At 68.9% G+C, this 18,267-nt stretch carries 16 protein-coding genes and 1 pseudogene; 6 read left to right on the top strand and 11 right to left on the bottom strand.

All coding sequences use genetic code 11. The features are described 5' to 3' along the window. Positions 1–3 precede the first annotated feature (3 nt). From pimB to MRAB57_RS29265, 4 genes are all read right to left on the bottom strand, one after another. The gene (gene pimB / locus MRAB57_RS20645; RefSeq protein ID WP_077088999.1) at positions 4–1,170 is read right to left on the bottom strand and encodes a GDP-mannose-dependent alpha-(1-6)-phosphatidylinositol monomannoside mannosyltransferase; all 1,167 of its coding nucleotides are present in this window, start codon (positions 1,168–1,170) and stop codon (positions 4–6) included. 10 nt (positions 1,171–1,180) lie between these two features. Continuing rightward, entirely contained in the window at positions 1,181–2,026 is an 846-nt protein-coding gene (locus MRAB57_RS20640) for a hypothetical protein (protein ID WP_245836111.1), read from the bottom strand. 58 nt (positions 2,027–2,084) lie between these two features. Further along, positions 2,085–3,236, bottom strand: coding sequence for a peptidoglycan hydrolase RipC (gene ripC, locus MRAB57_RS20635; protein WP_077088998.1), 1,152 nt, complete (start codon positions 3,234–3,236; stop codon positions 2,085–2,087). A gap of 183 nt (positions 3,237–3,419) precedes the next feature. Continuing rightward, complete coding sequence (locus tag MRAB57_RS29265; RefSeq protein ID WP_077088997.1) at positions 3,420–3,665, bottom strand: hypothetical protein; 246 nt, start codon at positions 3,663–3,665, stop codon at positions 3,420–3,422. A gap of 132 nt (positions 3,666–3,797) precedes the next feature. On the opposite strand from MRAB57_RS29265, the pseudogene MRAB57_RS20625 reads away from it, so the two are divergent. Continuing rightward, positions 3,798–5,657: pseudogene (locus MRAB57_RS20625) on the top strand (DEDD exonuclease domain-containing protein); the annotation flags it as partial. On the opposite strand, the gene trpD reads toward MRAB57_RS20625, so the two are convergent. Beyond that, positions 5,595–6,710 carry an anthranilate phosphoribosyltransferase gene (trpD, locus tag MRAB57_RS20620; RefSeq protein WP_425436823.1) on the bottom strand — a complete coding sequence of 372 codons (1,116 nt, stop codon included), beginning with the start codon at positions 6,708–6,710 and terminating at the stop codon, positions 5,595–5,597. The pseudogene MRAB57_RS20625 and the gene trpD sit on opposite strands and share 63 nt — an antisense overlap. A gap of 133 nt (positions 6,711–6,843) precedes the next feature. Between trpD and ctaE the strand changes: the two genes are divergently transcribed. From ctaE to qcrB, 4 genes are read left to right on the top strand one after another with little or no spacing between them, the layout of a single operon-like run. Continuing rightward, a complete protein-coding gene (gene ctaE / locus MRAB57_RS20615; RefSeq protein WP_077088995.1) occupies positions 6,844–7,455 on the top strand; it encodes an aa3-type cytochrome oxidase subunit III in 612 nt (203 codons plus the stop codon). Positions 7,456–7,495: 40 nt separating this feature from the next. Next, the gene (gene qcrC / locus MRAB57_RS20610; protein ID WP_077088994.1) at positions 7,496–8,365 is read left to right on the top strand and encodes a cytochrome bc1 complex diheme cytochrome c subunit; all 870 of its coding nucleotides are present in this window, start codon (positions 7,496–7,498) and stop codon (positions 8,363–8,365) included. Then, positions 8,362–9,573 carry a cytochrome bc1 complex Rieske iron-sulfur subunit gene (gene qcrA, locus MRAB57_RS20605; protein WP_083743638.1) on the top strand — a complete coding sequence of 404 codons (1,212 nt, stop codon included), beginning with the start codon at positions 8,362–8,364 and terminating at the stop codon, positions 9,571–9,573. Before qcrC ends, qcrA begins: the two co-directional genes overlap by 4 nt. Continuing rightward, positions 9,570–11,237 (top strand): cytochrome bc1 complex cytochrome b subunit, encoded by a 1,668-nt coding sequence (qcrB, locus tag MRAB57_RS20600; RefSeq protein WP_077088992.1) that lies wholly within the window; start codon positions 9,570–9,572, stop codon positions 11,235–11,237. The genes qcrA and qcrB overlap by 4 nt, the downstream gene beginning before the upstream one ends. A gap of 17 nt (positions 11,238–11,254) precedes the next feature. On the opposite strand, the gene MRAB57_RS20595 is transcribed toward qcrB, so the two are convergent. The 5 genes from MRAB57_RS20595 to ctaC form a co-directional block, all read right to left on the bottom strand. Beyond that, on the bottom strand, positions 11,255–11,701 hold the full coding sequence (locus MRAB57_RS20595) for a DUF5994 family protein (protein WP_077088991.1): 447 nt from the start codon (positions 11,699–11,701) through the stop codon (positions 11,255–11,257). Positions 11,702–11,778: 77 nt separating this feature from the next. Continuing rightward, a complete protein-coding gene (locus MRAB57_RS20590) occupies positions 11,779–12,420 on the bottom strand; it encodes a DUF2561 family protein (RefSeq protein ID WP_077088990.1) in 642 nt (213 codons plus the stop codon). Continuing rightward, positions 12,420–13,343, bottom strand: a complete 924-nt coding sequence (locus tag MRAB57_RS20585) for an MmpS family transport accessory protein (protein ID WP_077088989.1) — start codon at positions 13,341–13,343, stop codon at positions 12,420–12,422. Before MRAB57_RS20585 ends, MRAB57_RS20590 begins: the two co-directional genes overlap by 1 nt. Positions 13,344–13,525: 182 nt before the next feature. Continuing rightward, a complete protein-coding gene (locus MRAB57_RS20580; RefSeq protein WP_077088988.1) occupies positions 13,526–13,945 on the bottom strand; it encodes a cytochrome c oxidase subunit 4 in 420 nt (139 codons plus the stop codon). Positions 13,946–13,952: 7 nt separating this feature from the next. Then, a complete protein-coding gene (gene ctaC, locus MRAB57_RS20575) occupies positions 13,953–15,065 on the bottom strand; it encodes an aa3-type cytochrome oxidase subunit II (RefSeq protein WP_077088987.1) in 1,113 nt (370 codons plus the stop codon). A gap of 155 nt (positions 15,066–15,220) precedes the next feature. Here ctaC and asnB point away from each other — a divergent pair, with 155 nt between their 5' ends. Further along, positions 15,221–17,185, top strand: a complete 1,965-nt coding sequence (gene asnB, locus MRAB57_RS20570) for an asparagine synthase (glutamine-hydrolyzing) (RefSeq protein ID WP_077088986.1) — start codon at positions 15,221–15,223, stop codon at positions 17,183–17,185. Here the strand turns inward: asnB and MRAB57_RS20565 are convergent. Beyond that, positions 17,182–18,159 (bottom strand): carbohydrate kinase family protein, encoded by a 978-nt coding sequence (locus MRAB57_RS20565; protein ID WP_077090724.1) that lies wholly within the window; start codon positions 18,157–18,159, stop codon positions 17,182–17,184. The genes asnB and MRAB57_RS20565 overlap by 4 nt on opposite strands. Positions 18,160–18,267 lie beyond the last annotated feature (108 nt).

The raw sequence follows: 18,267 nt of genomic DNA, 5'->3' as shown, positions 1-18,267 counted from the left end.
GCCTCACGGCAGCGTGGCACCGGACGGTTCGGCGCGCAGCAGGTCGGCCAGCCGGCCGGCCAGCGTGTCCCAGCTCCACTGCGACGTCACCCAGTCGCGTCCGGCCGCGCCCAGCGCGGCGGCCCGGTCGAGATCGCCGAGCAGCTCGGTGACGGCCTCGGCGATGTCGTCCACCGAGCGCCCGTCTACGGTGAGCCCAGTCTTGTTGTGCTGCACGGTTTCCGGGGCACCGCCGGACTGCCCGGCGATCACCGGCACCCCGGTGGCGGAGGCCTCCAGAAACACGATGCCCAGGCCCTCGACGTCCATGCCGGCGCCGCGGGTGCGGCATGGCATCGCGAAGACGTCGGCCAGCGCGTAGTGCGCGGGCAGCTCGGCCGCGGGCACGTTGCCGGTGAAGGTCACGTGTTCGGCCACACCGCAGTCGTGGGCCAGCTTCTGCAACGCCTCGCGGTGCGGCCCGCCGCCGACGATGACCAGCGCGGCCCCGTCGACGCGTTGCCGAACCGACGGCAGCGCCCGGATCAACATGTCCTGCCCCTTGCGCGGCACCAGGCGGGACAGGCACACCACCGTGGGCCGCTCGCCCAGCCCGTAGCGGGCCCGCAACTCGGCGCGCCCGGCCGGGTCGGGCCGGAACCGGTCGGTGTCCACGCCGGACGGCAGGTATTCCAGCGACGCCTCCGGCCCGAACGCCGTGGCGAACCGCGACCGCGTGTAGCGGCTCACGAAGGTGACGACGTCGGTGGTGTCGCCGATGCGGCGCAGCACCGACCGCGCCACCGGCAGCATCGACCAGCCGACCTCGTGGCCGTGGGTGCTGGCCACCACCCGGGTCGCGCCGGCCTGCCGGGCCCGTTGCGCCAACAGGGCCAGCGGCGCGGCCGCCCCGAACCACACGGTGTCGATGCCGTGTTCGGCGATCAGGCGGCGCATCCGGGTGTCGACCCCGGGGCCGGGCAGCATCAGCGTGCCCGGGTGACGCACCACGGAAAAGCCGGAGTCCAGCGCCGACGCGTCGAAGTCGTCGGCACCGTTCCACTGCGGTGCGTAAACGGTCACCGAATGCGACCCGGCGGCCACCAGCCACCGGACGAACTCCCCCAGGTAAGACTGGATGCCGCCGGGTCGCGGTGGAAAGTCGTTGGTTACCAGCAGCACCCGGCTCACGTGCGTCAGGCTAGCGGACCATCCACTGAGTCCACCCGGCGAGCAGGCCGGCCGGGTCGACGCCGAGCGCGTCGTTGGCGGCGGTCAGCGCGTCGGGGTGCCCGGGCCGGCAGGTGGCCAGGTAGTAGGCCCGCAGCTTCGGCGTTCCGTAGGTGTCGGCGACGAAGCGGGCGAACCACCACGCGCGGTCGTAGGCCAGCGAACGCGTCGGCCCGGGGGTGTTCAGGTCGATGTCCGACGGCATCGGTTGATAGGCCGAGCGCGCTTCGGCAGGCACCGGCGCGGCGGGCCGGGCGACGAAATCGGCGACGCCTTCCATCATCCAGTGCGGCGCGTCGTCGGCGGTGTCCACGCGCGCCGCATAGTGAAAAAGCTCATGCGTCAACACAATTCGCAGCGCCGATTCGCTCATGTTGGCCGCGCCCGGCGCGAACACGATCCGCTGACCGACCGCGACCCGGTGGGCGTAGTCCACCTGGTCGGCGACGGTGACCGCCGCGATGTCCGCCCACTGCGATCCCGGCCCGCTGCCGGCGGCGCTGCGAAACTGCTCGTCGGTGCCGGTGGCCACCACCGAAATGTCACGTGACCAATCGACGCCCCAGAAAGCCTCGACGCGCTCGACGGCGGAACCCATGTTCGCCGCGATGCGCGACAGCAGCCCGGCGGCGGCCGGACCGCCGAGGTTCAGCAGCCGGACCGCGCGGTCACCGACCAGCAGCGGCTTGGCCGCGGCATTCGAATAGCCCTGGACAGGCGCGATCAGTTGGGCCGGTCGGGCCTGACGCTCGCGCGCCGCGTCGAACGGCACCGCCGCGGCCGCGAGCAGCTCAACGACGAAAACCCAGGCCAACAGGATGGGAAGCCACCGGCGTTGCCGTGACGCGCCCGTCGACCACCCCGAGCGGGGTTGCTCAGTAGCGACGGGCGTCGTGGACCGGGCCTGCGGAGTTCATCGGCACCACCCGCACCGGCACGCCATAGGTGGAGGAATGGATCACCATGCCGTCACCGACGTAGATACCGCTGTGTGATGCGTCGGAATAGAAGGTCACCACGTCACCGGGCTGCAGGTCGGACAGCGCCACCGGCTGACCGCCGCTGGCCTGCGCCTGGCTGGAGTGCGGCAGCGAGATGCCCGCCTGCTGGAAGGCCCACATCACCAGTCCGGAGCAGTCGAACCCGCCGGGTGCGGCACCGCCCCACGAGTACGGCGTCCCGACCTGAGTCAGCGCGGCCTGCACGACGCTGCCGCGGTCGCCCGCACCGCCACCGGGGGGCGGGGGTGCGAACAGTCCGCCGGGAGCCGGAACGTCACCCGGGGGCGCCCCGGGCGGCGGCGGTGCACCCGGGGGCAACGCCTCGGGTGCGGGCGCACCGGGCGCCGGAGCGGCGGCCGGAACCTGGCCGGGGTCGGCGAGCGCGGTGCGCTGTCCCGGCGACAGGGAGAGGTACTGCGACTTCACGACCGCGATCTGAACCTGCAGCTGGCTCTGCTTGGACTGCAGGCTGGCCCGCACGGCGGCGGCCTGCTCGGCAGCGCTCTTGGCATCGGCCGCGGACTTGGCGGATTCGTGCTCGGCCTTGGCGGCCTGCTCACCGGCGACCCTGAAATCGGCCATCTGCGTCCGCATTTGCGTCGCCATCACCCGCTGCACGGCCAGCTTGTCGATCAGGCCCTGCGGCGATCCCGCGGTCAGCATGGCCTCCATGCCGTCGACCCGGCCGCCCATGTAGGTCGCGGCGGCGAGCTTGTTGACCGCCTTCTGGAAGTTCGCCAGACGAGCCTTCGCCGCGTCCACCGAGGCCTGGTCGTCGGAGTGCTTCTTGTCTGCGGCCTGCTGCGCGGCGACCTTGTCGTTCAGGTCGAGCTGCGCGCTGTGCATGGCCTCAGTCGTCTGCTCGGCCTGGCGAGAGAGCTCGTTGAGCTTTGCCATCGCGTCGTCAGCGGGGTCGGCCACCACATTCGCGGCACAAACGCCGGATAGAACCATCAAGCCCGCTACCGTCCCGAGCAGTGAACGTGTGAGCACACGCGGAAACGAGTAGCTGGAGCCGAGACTCAAGATTTTGCTTCCTTAAACTGCCATCGGCGCTGAGGCCGTTCTGGGTTTAGGTCTCAAACAGGTTACGAAACGATATAGGCGTTGTCCAAGCCAGGCCGTTAAGAAAATGGCAAGATTTCTAACATAACTATGTGAACCGAGCGAGGTTAACCCGGCTTCCAGCGGTTTTGGCACTCCGGGCCATTACGCCACCCCGGCCCCGCGATGGCGATGCATAGGCACCAAACGCAATCGTGGCGCCAATCCGGCTTCCGCAAGGACTTCCAAAGCCGCCCGCTCGTCCTGCAACAAGGTATCCGGTACCCCGAGTAGCACGCTGATCACGCAGTCCTGGCATCCAGGCCCACGCACCGCGCAGTCGTCACAGTCGACGACCACCGGCCCCGGCGCTACACCGCCTTTGCTGTCGGGCTTACCGCTTTGTGCCATCACGATCGGTCCTCTCAGTTCGCTCGGTCGTGCTATTGGAGACGCTAACCGCGGGTACCGACATTTATTTGCGACAACGACCCCGGCGTGGGAACCCCGCCCCTGTCGGTGCCGGTGCTTAACGTCACGCACATGGGTGTGACGGGTGTGACTCAGCTGAGTTTCGCCGACCTTGGACCGGACGGGGATCCGGTCGCCTTCCCCACCGACTTTCCGACGGACGACGTCTCGTTGCGCGAAACCACCTTCGTGGTGGTCGATTTGGAGACGACCGGCGGCCGCAGCAAAAGCACCGACGGGGCGACGGCCGACGCCATCACCGAAATCGGGGCGGTCAAGGTCCGCGGCGGCGTCGTGCTCGGCGAGTTCGCCACCCTGGTCGATCCGCAGCGCAGCATCCCGCCCCAGATCGTCCAGCTCACCGGCATCACCAGCGCGATGGTGTGCGATGCCCCGACGATCGACGCGGTGCTGCCGATGTTCCTGGAGTTCGCCGGCGACTCGGTGCTGGTCGCCCACAACGCGGGGTTCGACATCAGCTTCCTGCGCTCCGCCGCGCAGCACTGCGAAATCCCGTGGCCGCGACCGCAAGTGCTGTGCACGGTCCGGCTGGCCCGGCGGGTGCTCAGCCGCGAGGAAGCCCCCAGCGTGAAGCTGGCGGCCCTGGCGCGGCTGTTCGCCGTCGCTACCCAACCCACCCACCGGGCCCTCGACGACGCCCGCGCGACCGTCGACGTGCTGCACGCACTCATCGACCGGGTCGGCAACCAGGGCGTGCACACCTACGCCGACCTGCGCTCATATCTGCCGGACGTGACGCCGACCCAGCGGCGCAAACGGGTGCTCGCCGACGGCCTGCCGCACCGGCCGGGGGTCTACCTGTTTCGCGGCCCGTCCAACGAGGTGCTCTACGTCGGGACCGCGGTCGACCTGCGCCGCCGGGTCGGCCAGTACTTCAACGGCAGCGATCCCCGGGGGCGGATGAAGGAGATGGTGGCGCTGGCCGGCGTCGTCGACCATGTCGAATGCGCCCACGCGCTGGAGGCTGGTGTGCGCGAGCTGCGGCTGCTGGCCGCACACGCCCCGCCCTACAACCGCAAGTCACGGTTTCCGCAGCGCTGGTGGTGGATCACGTTGTCCGACGAGGCATTTCCGCGGCTGGCGGTGGTGCGTGCGCCCCGCCACGACCGTGCCATCGGGCCGTTTCGCTCCCGCGCCGACGCCGCCGACACCGCCGCGCTGCTGGCGCGGTTCAGCGGCATCCGCACCTGCACCGCCCGGCTGGGGCGCTCGGCCGTGCACGGACCGAAGTGCCCCGAGCACGAGGTGTCGCCCTGCCCCGCGGCCCGCGGCGTGACCGCCACCCAGTACGCGGCGGCCGTCGGCCACGCCGCGGCCCTGATCGACGGCGAGGACAACGGCGCCGTGGCCGCCGCGGTTCGGCAGGTCACCGTGCTCGCCGGGCGGCACCACTACGAGAGTGCCGCGCGACTGCGCGATCACACGGCCGCCGCCGTCGAGGTGCTGTGGCGCGGCCAGCGATTGCGCACGCTGGCCGCGCTGCCCGAGCTGATCGCCGCCGCGCCCGACGGCGCCGGTGGCTACCACCTGGCGGTGATCCGCCACGGCCAACTCGCGGCGGCAGGCAACGCCAGGCGCGGCGTGCCGCCGATGCCGGTCGTCGACGCGATACACGCTGGCGCACAGGCGATTCTGCCCGAGGCCGCCCCGCTGGGCGGCGCGCTGGTCGAGGAGACCGCGCTCGTCGCGCGCTGGCTGTCGACGCCGGGGGTGCGCATCGTGCGGGCCTCGGACGGATGGGCCTCGCCGCTGCGATCGGCCGGCGCGTGGGCGGCGTGGGCGGCGGCGGCGCGCTCGGCGCGGCTGGCCTACCAACAGGGCCCGGCGCAGGGGCTACAGGACCAGGACTCAGGCCTGCTGGCTGAACCGCGCCCAACGCGCGAGCAGCTGTTCGGCCGCGCCGGAGTCGATGGCGGCGCCAGCCCGCGCCAACCCGTCCTCCCACGCGGGCAGCCACTCAGCGCGGCTGGATAGACCGGCGTGGGCAACGATCGCGCCGGCGGCGTTGAGCACCACGGCATCGCGCACGGGGCCCTTGGCCCCGCCCAGCACGGCCCGCACCTCCTGCGCGTTGGCCTGCGCGTCGCCGCCCACCAGCTCGTCGAGCTCGGCGCGGGCGAAGCCGAAGCCGGCGGGGTCGAACGTCAGCTTGTCGACCGTGCCCGCCTGCACCCGCCAGATCGTGCTCGTGGTCGTCGTGGTCAATTCGTCCAGGCCGTCGTCGCCGTGCACCACTAGCACGCTGGCCCGGCGCGCGGCGAACACCCCCGCCATCACCTCGGCGAGGTTGGCGAACGCGCAGCCGATCAACCCGGCCCGCGGTCGCGCCGGATTAGTAAGCGGCCCAAGGAGATTGAAGACCGTCGGCACCCCGATCTCGCGGCGCACCGCCGATGCGTGCCGATAGGACGGGTGGAATACCGGCGCGAAGCAGAACCCGATGCCCACCTCGGCGAGGCTGCGCGCGACCTGGTCGGGCCCGAGGTCGATGCGCACCCCGAGGGCCTCGAGCGTGTCGGCGCCGCCGGACAGCGAGGACGCCGCCCGGTTGCCGTGCTTGACCACCGGCACCCCGGCGGCCGCGACCACGATGGCCGCCATCGTGGACAGGTTGACGGTGTTGACGCCGTCGCCGCCGGTGCCCACGATGTCCACGGTGTCGTCCCGGATGCCGGGGATGGCGCAGGCGTGGCTCAACATGACGTCGGCCAGCTCACCGACTTCGGCCGCGGTCGGCACCTTCATCTGCAGCGCCACCGCGAAGGCGGCGATCTGAGCCGGCCGGGCGTGGCCGGTCATGATCTGGTCCATCGCCCACGCGGCCTGGCCTCGGGTCAGGTTTTCGCCGTCGGTCAGCCGCCCCAGCAGCTGCGGCCACGACGACCCCGACGCGGGCTGAGACGCGGCGGAACCCCGGGGGGATTTCCGGGGCGATCCACCCGTAGGAGAAGGCGCAGATGACAGAGCCACGCGCCGATGGTCCCACGAGTACCAACCGCTGCCCAAGCGTCGACGCGCGTGGGCCGAAAACGACGCGCCCACCCGAATTTTGGCCCCGGGTAGAGTTCGACAACTACAAAGCGTCATACTTGCGGATGTGACGAGTGCTGTAGGGACCTCGGGGACTGCCATCACGTCGCGAGTGCATTCGCTGAACCGGCCCAATATGGTCAGTGTTGGCACCATCGTGTGGCTCTCCAGCGAGCTGATGTTCTTTGCTGGCCTGTTCGCGTTCTATTTCACCGCACGCGCCCAGGCCGGCGGCAGCTGGCCCCCGCCGCCCACCGAGCTGAATCTGTATCAGGCCGTGCCGGTGACGCTGGTGCTTATCGCGTCGTCGTTCACCTGCCAGATGGGCGTGTTCGCCGCCGAGCGGGGCGACGTGTTCGGGTTGCGCCGCTGGTACGTGATCACGTTCTTGATGGGCCTGTTCTTCGTCCTCGGGCAGGCCTACGAGTACTACCACCTGGCCACGCACGGCACGACCATTCACGGCAGCGCCTACGGCACAGTGTTCTACCTGGCCACCGGCTTCCACGGGCTGCACGTGACCGGCGGGTTGATCGCCTTCATTTTCCTGCTGGCCCGCACCGGGATGAGCAAGTTCACCCCGGCGCAGGCGACGGCCAGCATCGTCGTCTCCTATTACTGGCATTTCGTCGACATCGTGTGGATCGCGCTGTTCACCGTGATCTATTTCATCCGTTAGAGGCCGGCGCTATCAAAGAGGAATGAACAGGAGTGCTCGGTTGAAGAAACTGGGATTCACCCGGTCCCGCGGCCGCAAGCCGCAAGGTCAGCCCCGAAAGGAGCAGGCCGATCGCTCGCGGCGCCGGCTGCGCCGCCGGTTGTCCGGCGGGCTGCTGCTGCTGATCGCCCTGACCATCGCCGGCGGGATGGCCGCCGTGCTCACCCCCACCCCTCAGGTAGCGGTCGCCGACGAGAACAACTCGGCGATCCTGCGCACCGGTAAGCAGCTGTTCGACACCTCCTGCGTGTCCTGCCACGGCGCGAACCTGCAGGGCGTGCCCGACCACGGGCCGAGCCTGATCGGTGTCGGCGACGCGGCGGTGTACTTCCAGGTGTCCACCGGCCGGATGCCCGCCATGCGCGGGGAGGCCCAGGCTTCGCGCAAGGACCCGATCTTCGACGAAGCGCAGGTCGACGCGCTCGGCGCCTACGTGCAGGCCAACGGCGGCGGGCCCACCACCATCCGCAACCCCGACGGCAGCCTCGCGATGGCATCGCTGCGCGGGACCGACCTGGGCCGCGGTGGCGACCTATTCCGGCTGAACTGCGCCTCCTGCCACAACTTCACCGGCAAGGGTGGGGCGCTGTCGTCCGGCAAGTACGCGCCCGACCTGGGACAGGCCAACGAGCAGCAGATCCTCACCGCGATGCTGACCGGCCCGCAGAACATGCCGAAGTTCGCCAACAGCCAGCTTTCCTTTGACGCCAAGAAGGACATCATCGGCTACGTCCGAAATGTCGCCGAGGAACGCTCGCCGGGTGGCTACGGCCTCGGCGGCTTCGGACCCGCACCCGAGGGCATGGCCGCCTGGATCATCGGGATGGTGGGTGCCATAGCGCTGGCACTGTGGATTGGGGCGCGATCATGAGCTTGGAACCAAGCGGAGTCAACGGCTCGGACACCGACAAGGGCGCCGGGGCACCCGGCGAGCCGGACTCCGCGGCGCTTGCCGAGATGTCCCAGCGGGAACTGCTGGAGCTCGGCGGCAAGATGGACGGCACCGATACCGTCTTCAAGGACCCACGCTGGCCCGTCGAGGGCACCAAGTCCGAGAAGCGCGCGGAGCGCGGCGTGGCCTGGTGGCTTTTGCTGGGCGGCTTCTTCGGGCTGGCGCTGCTGCTGATCTTCCTGTTCTGGCCGTGGGAGTACAAGCCCGCCGAGGACGGCGGCAGCTTCATGTACTCGCTGGCCACTCCGCTGTACGGCTTCACCTTCGGCATGTCGGTCTTGTCGATCGCCATCGGCGCGGTTCTCTTCCAGAAAAAGTTCATCCCCGAAGAGATTTCGATTCAGCAGCGCCACGACGGCGCCTCGCGCGATATCGACCGCAAGACCGTGGTTGCCAACCTGGGCGACGCGTACCAGGGTTCGACGATCGGGCGCCGCAAACTGATCGGTGCATCGTTCGGTTTGGGCATGGGCGCGTTCGGCCTGGGCACCCTGGTGGCGTTTGCTGGCGGCCTGATCAAGAACCCGTGGAAACCGGTGGTCCCGACCGCCGACGGCCTCAAGGCCGTGCTGTGGACGTCCGGCTGGACCCCCCGCTTCCACGGCGAGACGATCTATCTGGCCCGGGCCACCGGCTCGACCGACTCGGCGCCCTTCGTCAAGATGCGGCCCGAGGACCTGGACGCCGGCGGCATGGAGACGGTGTTCCCGTGGCGGGAATCCGACGGCGACGGCACCACGACGGAATCGCACGAAAAGCTGAGCGAGATCAAGATGGGCGTCCGTAACCCGGTGATGCTCATCCGCATCCGGCCCAGCGACCTGCCTCGCGTCGTCAAGCGCCAGGGCCAGGAGAGCTTCAACTGGGGCGAGTTCTTCGCCTTCACCAAGGTCTGCTCGCACCTGGGCTGCCCCTCGTCGCTGTACGAGCAGCAGTCCTACCGAATCCTGTGCCCCTGCCACCAGTCGCAGTTCGACGCAATGCATTTCGCCAGGCCGATATTCGGGCCGGCCGCGCGGGCATTGGCACAGCTGCCGATCACGATCGACTCCAACGGGTATTTGGTTGCCAACGGTGACTTCATCGAACCCGTCGGACCGGCATTCTGGGAGAGGACCACGACATGAGTCCAAAACTGAGTCCCCCGAAGATCGGTGACGTCCTCGCCAGCCAGGGCGAGGACGTCGACAGCCGCTACCACCCGTCGGCCGCGGTGCGCCGGCAGCTCAACAAGGTCTTCCCCACGCACTGGTCGTTCCTGCTCGGCGAGATCGCGATGTACAGCTTCTTCGTGCTGCTGATCACCGGCGTGTGGCTGACACTGTTCTTCGATCCGTCGATGGTCGACGTCACGTATCACGGTGTCTACCAACCACTTCGCGGCGTCGAGATGTCGCGTGCCTACGAGTCCGCGCTGAACATCTCCTTCGAGATCCGCGGTGGCCTGTTCGTCCGCCAGATCCACCACTGGGCGGCGCTGTTGTTCTCGGCGTCGATCATGGTGCACCTGGCGCGCATCTTCTTCACCGGCGCCTTCCGGCGCCCGCGCGAGGCGAACTGGGTCATCGGCTCGCTGCTGTTGATCCTGTCGATGTTCGAGGGCTACTTCGGCTACTCGCTGCCCGACGACCTGCTGTCCGGTATCGGCCTGCGCGCCGCGCTGTCGTCCATCACGCTGGGCATGCCGGTGATCGGAACCTGGTTGCACTGGGCGCTTTTCGGCGGCGACTTCCCCGGCACCATCCTGATCCCCCGGATGTATGCCCTGCACATCCTGCTGATCCCGGGCATCATCCTGGCCCTGATCGGTCTGCACCTGGCCATGGTGTGGTTCCAGAAGCACACCCAGTTCCCCGGCCCGGGCCGCACCGAGGAAAACGTCGTCGGCGTGCGCGTGATGCCGATCTTCGCGGTCAAGTCCGGCGCGTTCTTCGCCGCGATCGTCGGCGTGCTGGGCCTGATGGGCGGCCTGCTGCAGATCAACCCGATCTGGAACCTGGGCCCCTACAAGCCATCTCAGGTGTCGGCCGGATCGCAGCCCGACTTCTACATGATGTGGACGGAAGGCCTGGCGCGTATCTGGCCGCCATGGGAGTTCTACTTCTGGCACCACACCATTCCCGCGGTCGTCTGGGTCGCGATTCTCATGGGTGTGGTTTTCGGCCTGCTGGTCGTCTACCCGTTCCTGGAGAAGCGGTTCAGCGGCGACCGTGCCCACCACAACCTGCTGCAGCGGCCGCGGGACGCCCCGGTGCGCACCGCGATCGGCGCGATGGCGATCTCCTTCTACATGCTGCTGACCCTCGCGGCGATGAACGACATCATCGCGTTCAACTTCCACATCTCGCTGAACGCGACGACGTGGATCGGCCGCATCGGAATGGTGATCCTGCCGCCGGTCGTCTACTTCACCACCTACCGGTGGTGCATCGGGCTGCAGCGCAGCGACCGCTCGATACTCGAGCACGGCATTGAGACCGGCATCATCAAGCGGCTGCCGCAGGGTGCCTACATCGAGCTGCACCAGCCGCTCGGCCCGGTCGACGACCACGGCCACCCGATCCCGCTGGAGTACCAGGGTGCCGCCCTGCCCAACAAGATGAACAAGTTGGGCTCCGGCGGAGCGCCGGGCAGTGGCAGCTTCCTGTTCGCCGACCCGGTGTCCGAAGATGCGGCGCTGCGCGAGGCCGCCCACCACTCCGAGCAGCGCGCGCTCACCGCGCTCCGCGAGCACCAGGACGCGGGGTCCAACGGCTCCAACGGTTCCAACGGCGAGCACGGCGGGCACTAGCCCGCCGTGTTAGGCGCCTAGCGACAAGCTGCGGCGCACTGCTGCAGCGCGGCCCGCATAATCAGGTCCGCGGTCACGTACGCGCGCTTCTCGCGGTCCGGTGCGGTGACGGGCAGGTTAGCGGCACAGCGCAACAGCATCAGGGCCAGCGCGCTGTACGTCGTGTACGGCACGATCAGCAAGTTGACCCGAGCGCCTCCCGCGCTGACGGTCATCACGTGCTGGCGTTTGATTTCCCATCCCGGCCAGTTGAATTCGGGCGGCCGCTGTAGCGGCTGCCAGTTGACGTTGATGGAATCGATCTCGCCCAGCAGCGGCGTCAGGGCCGTGACCAGGCCAGGTAGCTCGTTGGTCATGCGATCGGCGCGCGGCCACCAGGCGCCGTCGATGGCGCGCCCGAGCTCGCGAGCCACCGATAACCGGATGGGATTGGTCTGGCCCCGACGGCCCAGCGGTCGGGTCATCAGGGCAGGTGCACACTCCACGGGCAATGACGCTACGCCCCCACCGGCCGCCGCCGGCCGCCGGATGCCGCGGGGGGCTAGTGCGCCTCGGTCAGGCCGCGCAGCTGCCGGACGTGATACCACTCCACCGCAGGCATGGCCGCGGTGATGAGCCCGGCCACGACGTACCCCGCCCACGACGGCCCGTCGTGCCCGACGGCCATCGCGTAGGTCGCCGCGGCGACGGCGATCAACGCGGCGCCCATCGTGGTGGTCAGAATGACGGTGCCGCGCAACCAGACCCGGTCCACGGCGGTGCCCGACCATTCGGAGGCGGGCGCGGCGGGCTGCGCCCGGTGCTCGCGGGCCCGCTCGGCAACGGTGCGCGGTGTGTCCGTGCCGAGCCGCAGCACGGGCCTGCCGGTCCCCCGCGCCGGCGTCGCCGGCTTGGCGCCCGGCTCGGCCTGGCTCATCCGGCGGGCCCGCAGCAGCACCGGCACGGCGCCGGCGATGATCAGCGCCGAGACGATGATGACGGCGTACAGCACCCACGTGGTGTGCGGGCTGCTGGCCATCTTGTGGAAGCCCCGGCTCAGATCCGCCAGCGCGACGGCGGCGGCCACGCTCACGCCCAGCAGCACCAGCCAGATCGCGGCGCACGCGCCCATCAGTATCCGGTCGACAATGTCCGGCGAAATGGCGTCGGACCCGCGCCGGTACGCGGAATATCGGCTGACCATCAGCAGCTCGTCTGCGGTGCGTCGCTGTTGCTCGACGAAAGCACCGCCCCGTCGCTGGTGGTGATCGAGCAGTTCAGCCGGCTCACCCGGAACAGGCTGGACGCTTCGACGGATCCGACGTCGGACTGCGAGATCGGCGTCACGGTCATCGACCACGGGATGTAGACGTTGTGCTGGGTGCGGCGCCGCCCCGAGGCGTCGACGTAGGTCACCGAGATGATGTCGCCCGGGGCCTTCGTCCCGGTCACCGAATACGTCACCTGCCGCGGGCCGGCCGGCGTCGTGCTCGGCGGCGCCGGTGCGGCCGCCGACGGCGTCGTCGCGGGCGGTGGCGCCGACGACGGCGCCGGGGCGGGTGGTGGTGGCGGAGGCGGTGGTGGCGTCGGCGTCACCGTCACAGTTTGGGTCTGCTTGGTCGTGGTGATCTCGTCCTGCAGGGGCGGCTGGGACGGCGTGGTGGTGCCGGGGTTGGCCAGCTTGTTGGTGTCGGTGCGGGCGACGAGCAGCGACACCGACACCACCAGCGCGATCGCGGCCACGATCGCGGCGACGCCGACGATCCAGGGCCACCGCGGGGCGGCCTCGTGGTCGTCGTCGTCGTCGGACGACTCGTCGTAGCTGTCGTAGTCGTAGAGGCTCAGGTCGGCAGGCACATAGGGGCCGGTGATGAAATGGTCGGCCTCCGGGGCCGAGTACGCCTGCGAGTACGCGTCGGTCAGACCGGTCTGGTCGGCGGGTGCGCCTGCGTCGTCATCGAGCGGTTCGACATGATGCTCGGCGTCGAATCCGGCGTCGTGCTCAGCGGCCGCTTCGCCGTTGCGGGCCTCGCCTGCCGGATCGGCCCCATGGTCGACCTCATGGTTGAGGGCGCGCGCGGAATCGGGTTCCTCGGATTCCCGTCCCGGGGGTTTCGGCCCGCTCATGTCTGCCTGCCCTGTCCAACTGCGTCACCGGCGCGCGAGGCTCCGGGGCTATCGCGTAGCGCACACGCTCGGGAAGTTCTCATTGCCTGGGCAAACCCTACCGAACCGAGTGGGGCAAAGAAGTCCCGGCAAACGTGCCACTGATCAACTGATGCCCGGATTGTTATCTTTGCGCCGCAAAATCAGTGCTTCTCGGGTCCCACGTAGTACTCGAAGACCAATCCGGCCGCCGACGCGAGGATGAACACGACTCCGGCGACGATCAGCCAGGGCAGCCACAGGGCGATCCCGACCGCGGCCACCGAGCCCGACAGCGCCACCAGAATCGGCCACCAGCTGTGCGGGGCGAAGAATCCCAGTTCCCCTGCCCCGTCGCTGATTTCGGCGCCCTCGTAGTCCTCGGGCCGAGTGTCGAGGCGGCGGGCCACAAACCGGAAGAAGGTGGCCGTGATCAGCGCCAGGCCGCCGGTCAACACCAGCGCCGTGGTGCCGGCCCATTCCTCACCGCCGGTGGCGAAAAGCGCGGTCAGCACGCCGTAAAGCACGGCGGCCAAGACGAAGAACGCCGCGATGAATTCGAACAGCCTCGCTTCGATATGCATTGCGTTCCTAACCTACGGACTGGGCTTTTTCGCCGCGGCGCGTCTCAAACGGATGGGTGGTGACCGCGAGCGGAGGCTGCGCGATCGCTTGCAACGCTTCGGCGTTCGTCTTTCCGTCGATCCGTTGCTGCAGGTAAGCCTTGAAATCGTTGGCCGACACCACCCGAACCTCAAAGTTCATCATCGAGTGATACGTGCCGCACATCTCCGCGCAGTGGCCCACGAAGGCCCCGGTCTTCTGGATCTCGTCGACCTGGAAGACGTTGACGGAGTTGTTTTCCTTCGGGTGCGCCATCACGTCGCGCTTGAACAGGAATTCCGGCACCCAGAACGCGTGGATGACGTCGGCGGAATTCAAGACGAATTCAATGCGCTTGCCCGCGGGCAGCACCAGCACCGGGATCTCGGTGCTGGTTCCCAGCGTCTCGACCTTGTCGAAGTTCAGGTACGTCCGGTCCTCGGTGTTGAGGCCGCGGATTGCGCCGACTCGCTCCTCGCCGTGCTCGTCCTTGCCCTCCGGCTTCGACGTCATCGCCTTCTTGCGCGCGTCGTCGGCCCCGTCGTAGGTCAGGGTGCCGTCTTTGAAGTTGACCTTCTGGTAGCCGAACTTCCAGTTCCACTGGAAGGACGTGACGTCGATCACGACCTCGGGGTCCTTGGCCAGGTGCAGCATTTTTTCCTGCACCACCACGGTGAAGTAGAACAGCACCGAGATGATCAGGAACGGCACGACGGTCAGCACCAGCTCCAGCGGCATGTTGTAGCCGAACTGACGCGGCAGTTCGGTGTCGGTGGCCTTCTTGCGGTGGAAGGCCGCCGACCAGAACATCAGGCCCCACACGATGACGCCGACGACCAGGGCGGCGATCACCGAGCCGATCCACAGCTCGCGGTTGTAGTGCGCCTGCGGGGTGATGCCCTCCGGCCAGCCCAGGGCCAGCGCCTCCGACCAGCTGCAGCCGCTCAGGCACACCGCTAGCGCCCCCAGCGTCGCGGCCAGCGCCAGCGGCCGGCGACGGCGGGAAAGGCTACGGGGAACGCCTTCGAAAACGCCTGAGAAAAGGCGCTGAAAGTTGCCTTGCGACAGACGGTGCGAACTGAACTGCTCGCGAGGTGTCACGCTGGCGCCTCCTGGTCGAATGCCGAATACTACGCAGCGTAGACCACGCCGCTCAGCCCGGCGACTAAGGCCCAACCGGCCGCTCGGCGTGGCTGCCGCCGGCCGCCCGGTGCGGCATCCCCAAGCGCCGCCAAAGTGCGGCATACTGGGGCGCCGTGTGTGGACTGCTGGCTTTTGTCGCGGATCCGGCGGGCGTGGATCAGGACCCAGCCAGCCCCGGTTCCGACGCCGTCGACGGTGCCATCGTCCGCGCCTTGCGCCTGATGCGGCATCGCGGGCCCGACGAGCCCGGCGGGCTGTATGACCCGGATGACGACGGCGCCGTCGTCTTCGGCTTCAACCGGCTGTCCTTCATCGACATCGAGCACTCGCACCAGCCGCTGCGCTGGGGGCCGCCCGAGGCGCCCGACCGCTACGTCCTGGTGTTCAACGGCGAGATCTACAACTACTTGGAGCTGCGCGACGAACTGACGGCTCAGCACGGCGCCGTGTTCGCCACCGACGGCGACGGCGAGCCGATCGTCGCCGGCTTCCACCACTGGGGCGCCGACGTGCTCACCCGGCTGCGCGGCATGTTCGCGTTCGCACTGTGGGACACCGTCACTCACGAATTATTCTGTGCGCGAGACCCTTTCGGTATCAAGCCGCTGTTCATGGCGACCGGCCGCGGCGGTACCGCGGTGGCCAGCGAGAAGAAGTGCCTGCTCGATTTGGCCGACCTGATCGGGTTCGACACCTCGATCGACACCCGAGCGGTCCAGCACTACACCGTGCTGCAGTACGTCCCGGAGCCCGAGACGCTGCACCGCGGCGTGCGCCGGCTGGAATCGGGCTGCTACGCCCGGATCCGCGCCGGCGCGGCGCCGCAGGTCACCCGCTATTTCGTGCCGCGGTTCGCGGCCACGCCGTTCACCCGCGACACCGAGCAGGCCCGCTACGACGAGATCACCGCGGTGCTCGAGGATTCGGTGGCCAAGCACATGCGCGCCGACGTCACGGTGGGGGCGTTCCTGTCCGGCGGCATCGACTCCACGGCCATCGCGGCCCTGGCCATCCGGCACAACCCGCGGCTGATCACGTTCACCACTGGCTTCGAGCGCGAGGGATTCTCCGAGATCGACGTCGCGGTGGCCTCGGCCGAGGCCATCGGCGCTCGGCACGTCACCAAGGTTGTCAAGCCGGACGAGTTCGTCGCCGCCCTGCCCGAGATCGTCTGGTACCTCGACGAGCCGGTGGCCGACCCCGCGCTGGTGCCGCTGTTCTTCGTCGCCCGCGAGGCCCGCAAGCACGTCAAGGTGGTGCTGTCCGGCGAGGGCGCCGACGAGCTGTTCGGCGGCTACACGATCTACCGAGAACCGTTGTCGCTAAAGCCTTTTGACTATCTCCCCCGGCCGGTGCGGCGCTCCATGGGCAAGGTGAGCAAGCCGCTGCCCGAGGGCATGCGCGGCAAGAGCCTGCTGCACCGCGGCTCGCTGACGCTCGAGGAACGCTACTACGGCAACGCGCGCAGCTTCTCCGACGCGCAGCTGCGCGACGTGCTGACCGGGTTCCGCGACGACTGGACGCACACCGACGTGACGGCATCGGTGTACGCCGAATCGGCGGGCGCCGATCCCGTCGCGCGCATGCAGCACGTCGACCTGTTCACCTGGCTGCGCGGCGACATCCTGGTCAAGGCCGACAAGATGACGATGGCCAACTCGCTCGAACTGCGGGTGCCGTTCCTGGATCCCGAGGTGTTCGCCGTCGCCTCCCGGCTTCCGGTGGAGGCCAAGATCACCCGGACCACCACCAAGTACGCACTGCGGCGCGCGCTGGAGCCCATCGTTCCCGCGCACGTGCTGAACCGGCCCAAGCTCGGCTTCCCGGTGCCGATCCGGCACTGGCTGCGCGCCGGCGCGCTACAGGAGTGGGCGTATGCGACCGTCGCCGCGTCGCAGACCGACCACCTGATCGACGCCGGCGCGGTGCGCCGGATGCTCGACGAACACCGAAGCGGCGCCAGCGATCACAGCCGCCGGCTGTGGACGGTGCTGATCTTCATGCTGTGGCACGCGATCTTCGTCGAGCACAGCGTGGTGCCCCAGATCAGCGAGCCGCACTACCCGGTGCAGCTCTAGGCCAGCACCGCGGCGATCTCGTTGGCCGCCTCGTCGCCGTAGGCGCCCGCCAACCGGGTCTTGGCGACCTCGTGGTCCCACGTCCACTCCTGGGTGCCGGTCGACTCCAGCACCAGCACCGCGACCAGCGAGCCCAGCTGCGCCGAACGCTCGAGGCTCAGGCCCGCGCTGCGGCCGGTGAGGAACCCGGCGCGGAACGCGTCGCCGACGCCGGTGGGGTCGGTCTGGCTGTTTTCGGGCACCACGTCGACGTGCACCGTGGTCCCGTCGCGGTCGACGATGTCGACGCCCTTGGCGCCCAGCGTGGTCACCCGCAGCTCCACCTTCTGCTGCAGATCCGCGTCCGACCAGCCGGTCTTCTTCTGCAGCAGTTCCCACTCGTAGTCGTTGGTGAACAGGTAGGCGGCGCCGTCGACGAGCTTGTCGATCTCGTCGCCGGACAGGCGGGGCAGCTGCTGGGACGGGTCGGCGGCAAACGCCAGCCCGAGCTTGCGGCACTCCTCGGTGTGCACCACCATCGCTTCCGGGTCGTTGGCACCGATGATGACCAGGTCCGGCTTGCCGGCAGCCGACACCAGGTCGGCGAGCTTGATGTTGCGGGCCTCCGACATCGCCCCCGGGTAGAACGACGCGATCTGGGCCATGTCCTCGTCGGTGGTGCAGACGAAGCGGGCGGTGTGGGCGGTCTGCGAGATCAGCACGTGGTCGGTGTTGACGCCGTGGGACTGCAGCCATTTGCCGTAGTCGCCGACGAAGTCGTCGCCGGCCGCGCCGACCAGTGCGACGTCGCCGCCCAGCACGCCGATGGCGAAGGCGATGTTTCCGGCCACGCCGCCGCGGTGGATCACCAGGTCGTCCACCAAGAAGCTCAGCGACACCTTTTCCAGGTGTTCGGCCAGCAGGTGCTCGGAGAAGCGGCCGGGGAACCGCATCAGGTTGTCGGTCGCAATCGAGCCGGTCACCGCGATCGTCACGAAAATCTCCACCCTTCGTTAGTAAGGCCAGCTATCTTACTCACGCACTTTGACCGTCGCTGCGTCCGCGGGCGGCGGGAGCTGTGCGCTAGCCTGCCTAGGGAACTC

This window comes from Mycobacterium rhizamassiliense, from assembly GCF_900157375.1.
Lineage (GTDB): Bacteria > Actinomycetota > Actinomycetes > Mycobacteriales > Mycobacteriaceae > Mycobacterium > Mycobacterium rhizamassiliense.
Note: the sequence above shows the minus strand (reverse complement) of the source record. Positions and strands in the feature narration are given on the sequence as shown.

Coding starts and splice junctions, on each gene's coding strand:
- MRAB57_RS29265 (WP_077088997.1), bottom strand. CDS start 3,665: ATGGCACAAAGCGGTAAGCCCGACAGCAAAGGCGGTGTAGCGCCGGGG.
- qcrA (WP_083743638.1), top strand. CDS start 8,362: ATGAGCTTGGAACCAAGCGGAGTCAACGGCTCGGACACCGACAAGGGC.
- qcrB (WP_077088992.1), top strand. CDS start 9,570: ATGAGTCCAAAACTGAGTCCCCCGAAGATCGGTGACGTCCTCGCCAGC.
- MRAB57_RS20595 (WP_077088991.1), bottom strand. CDS start 11,701: ATGACCCGACCGCTGGGCCGTCGGGGCCAGACCAATCCCATCCGGTTA.
- MRAB57_RS20590 (WP_077088990.1), bottom strand. CDS start 12,420: ATGGTCAGCCGATATTCCGCGTACCGGCGCGGGTCCGACGCCATTTCG.
- MRAB57_RS20585 (WP_077088989.1), bottom strand. CDS start 13,343: ATGAGCGGGCCGAAACCCCCGGGACGGGAATCCGAGGAACCCGATTCC.
- MRAB57_RS20580 (WP_077088988.1), bottom strand. CDS start 13,945: ATGCATATCGAAGCGAGGCTGTTCGAATTCATCGCGGCGTTCTTCGTC.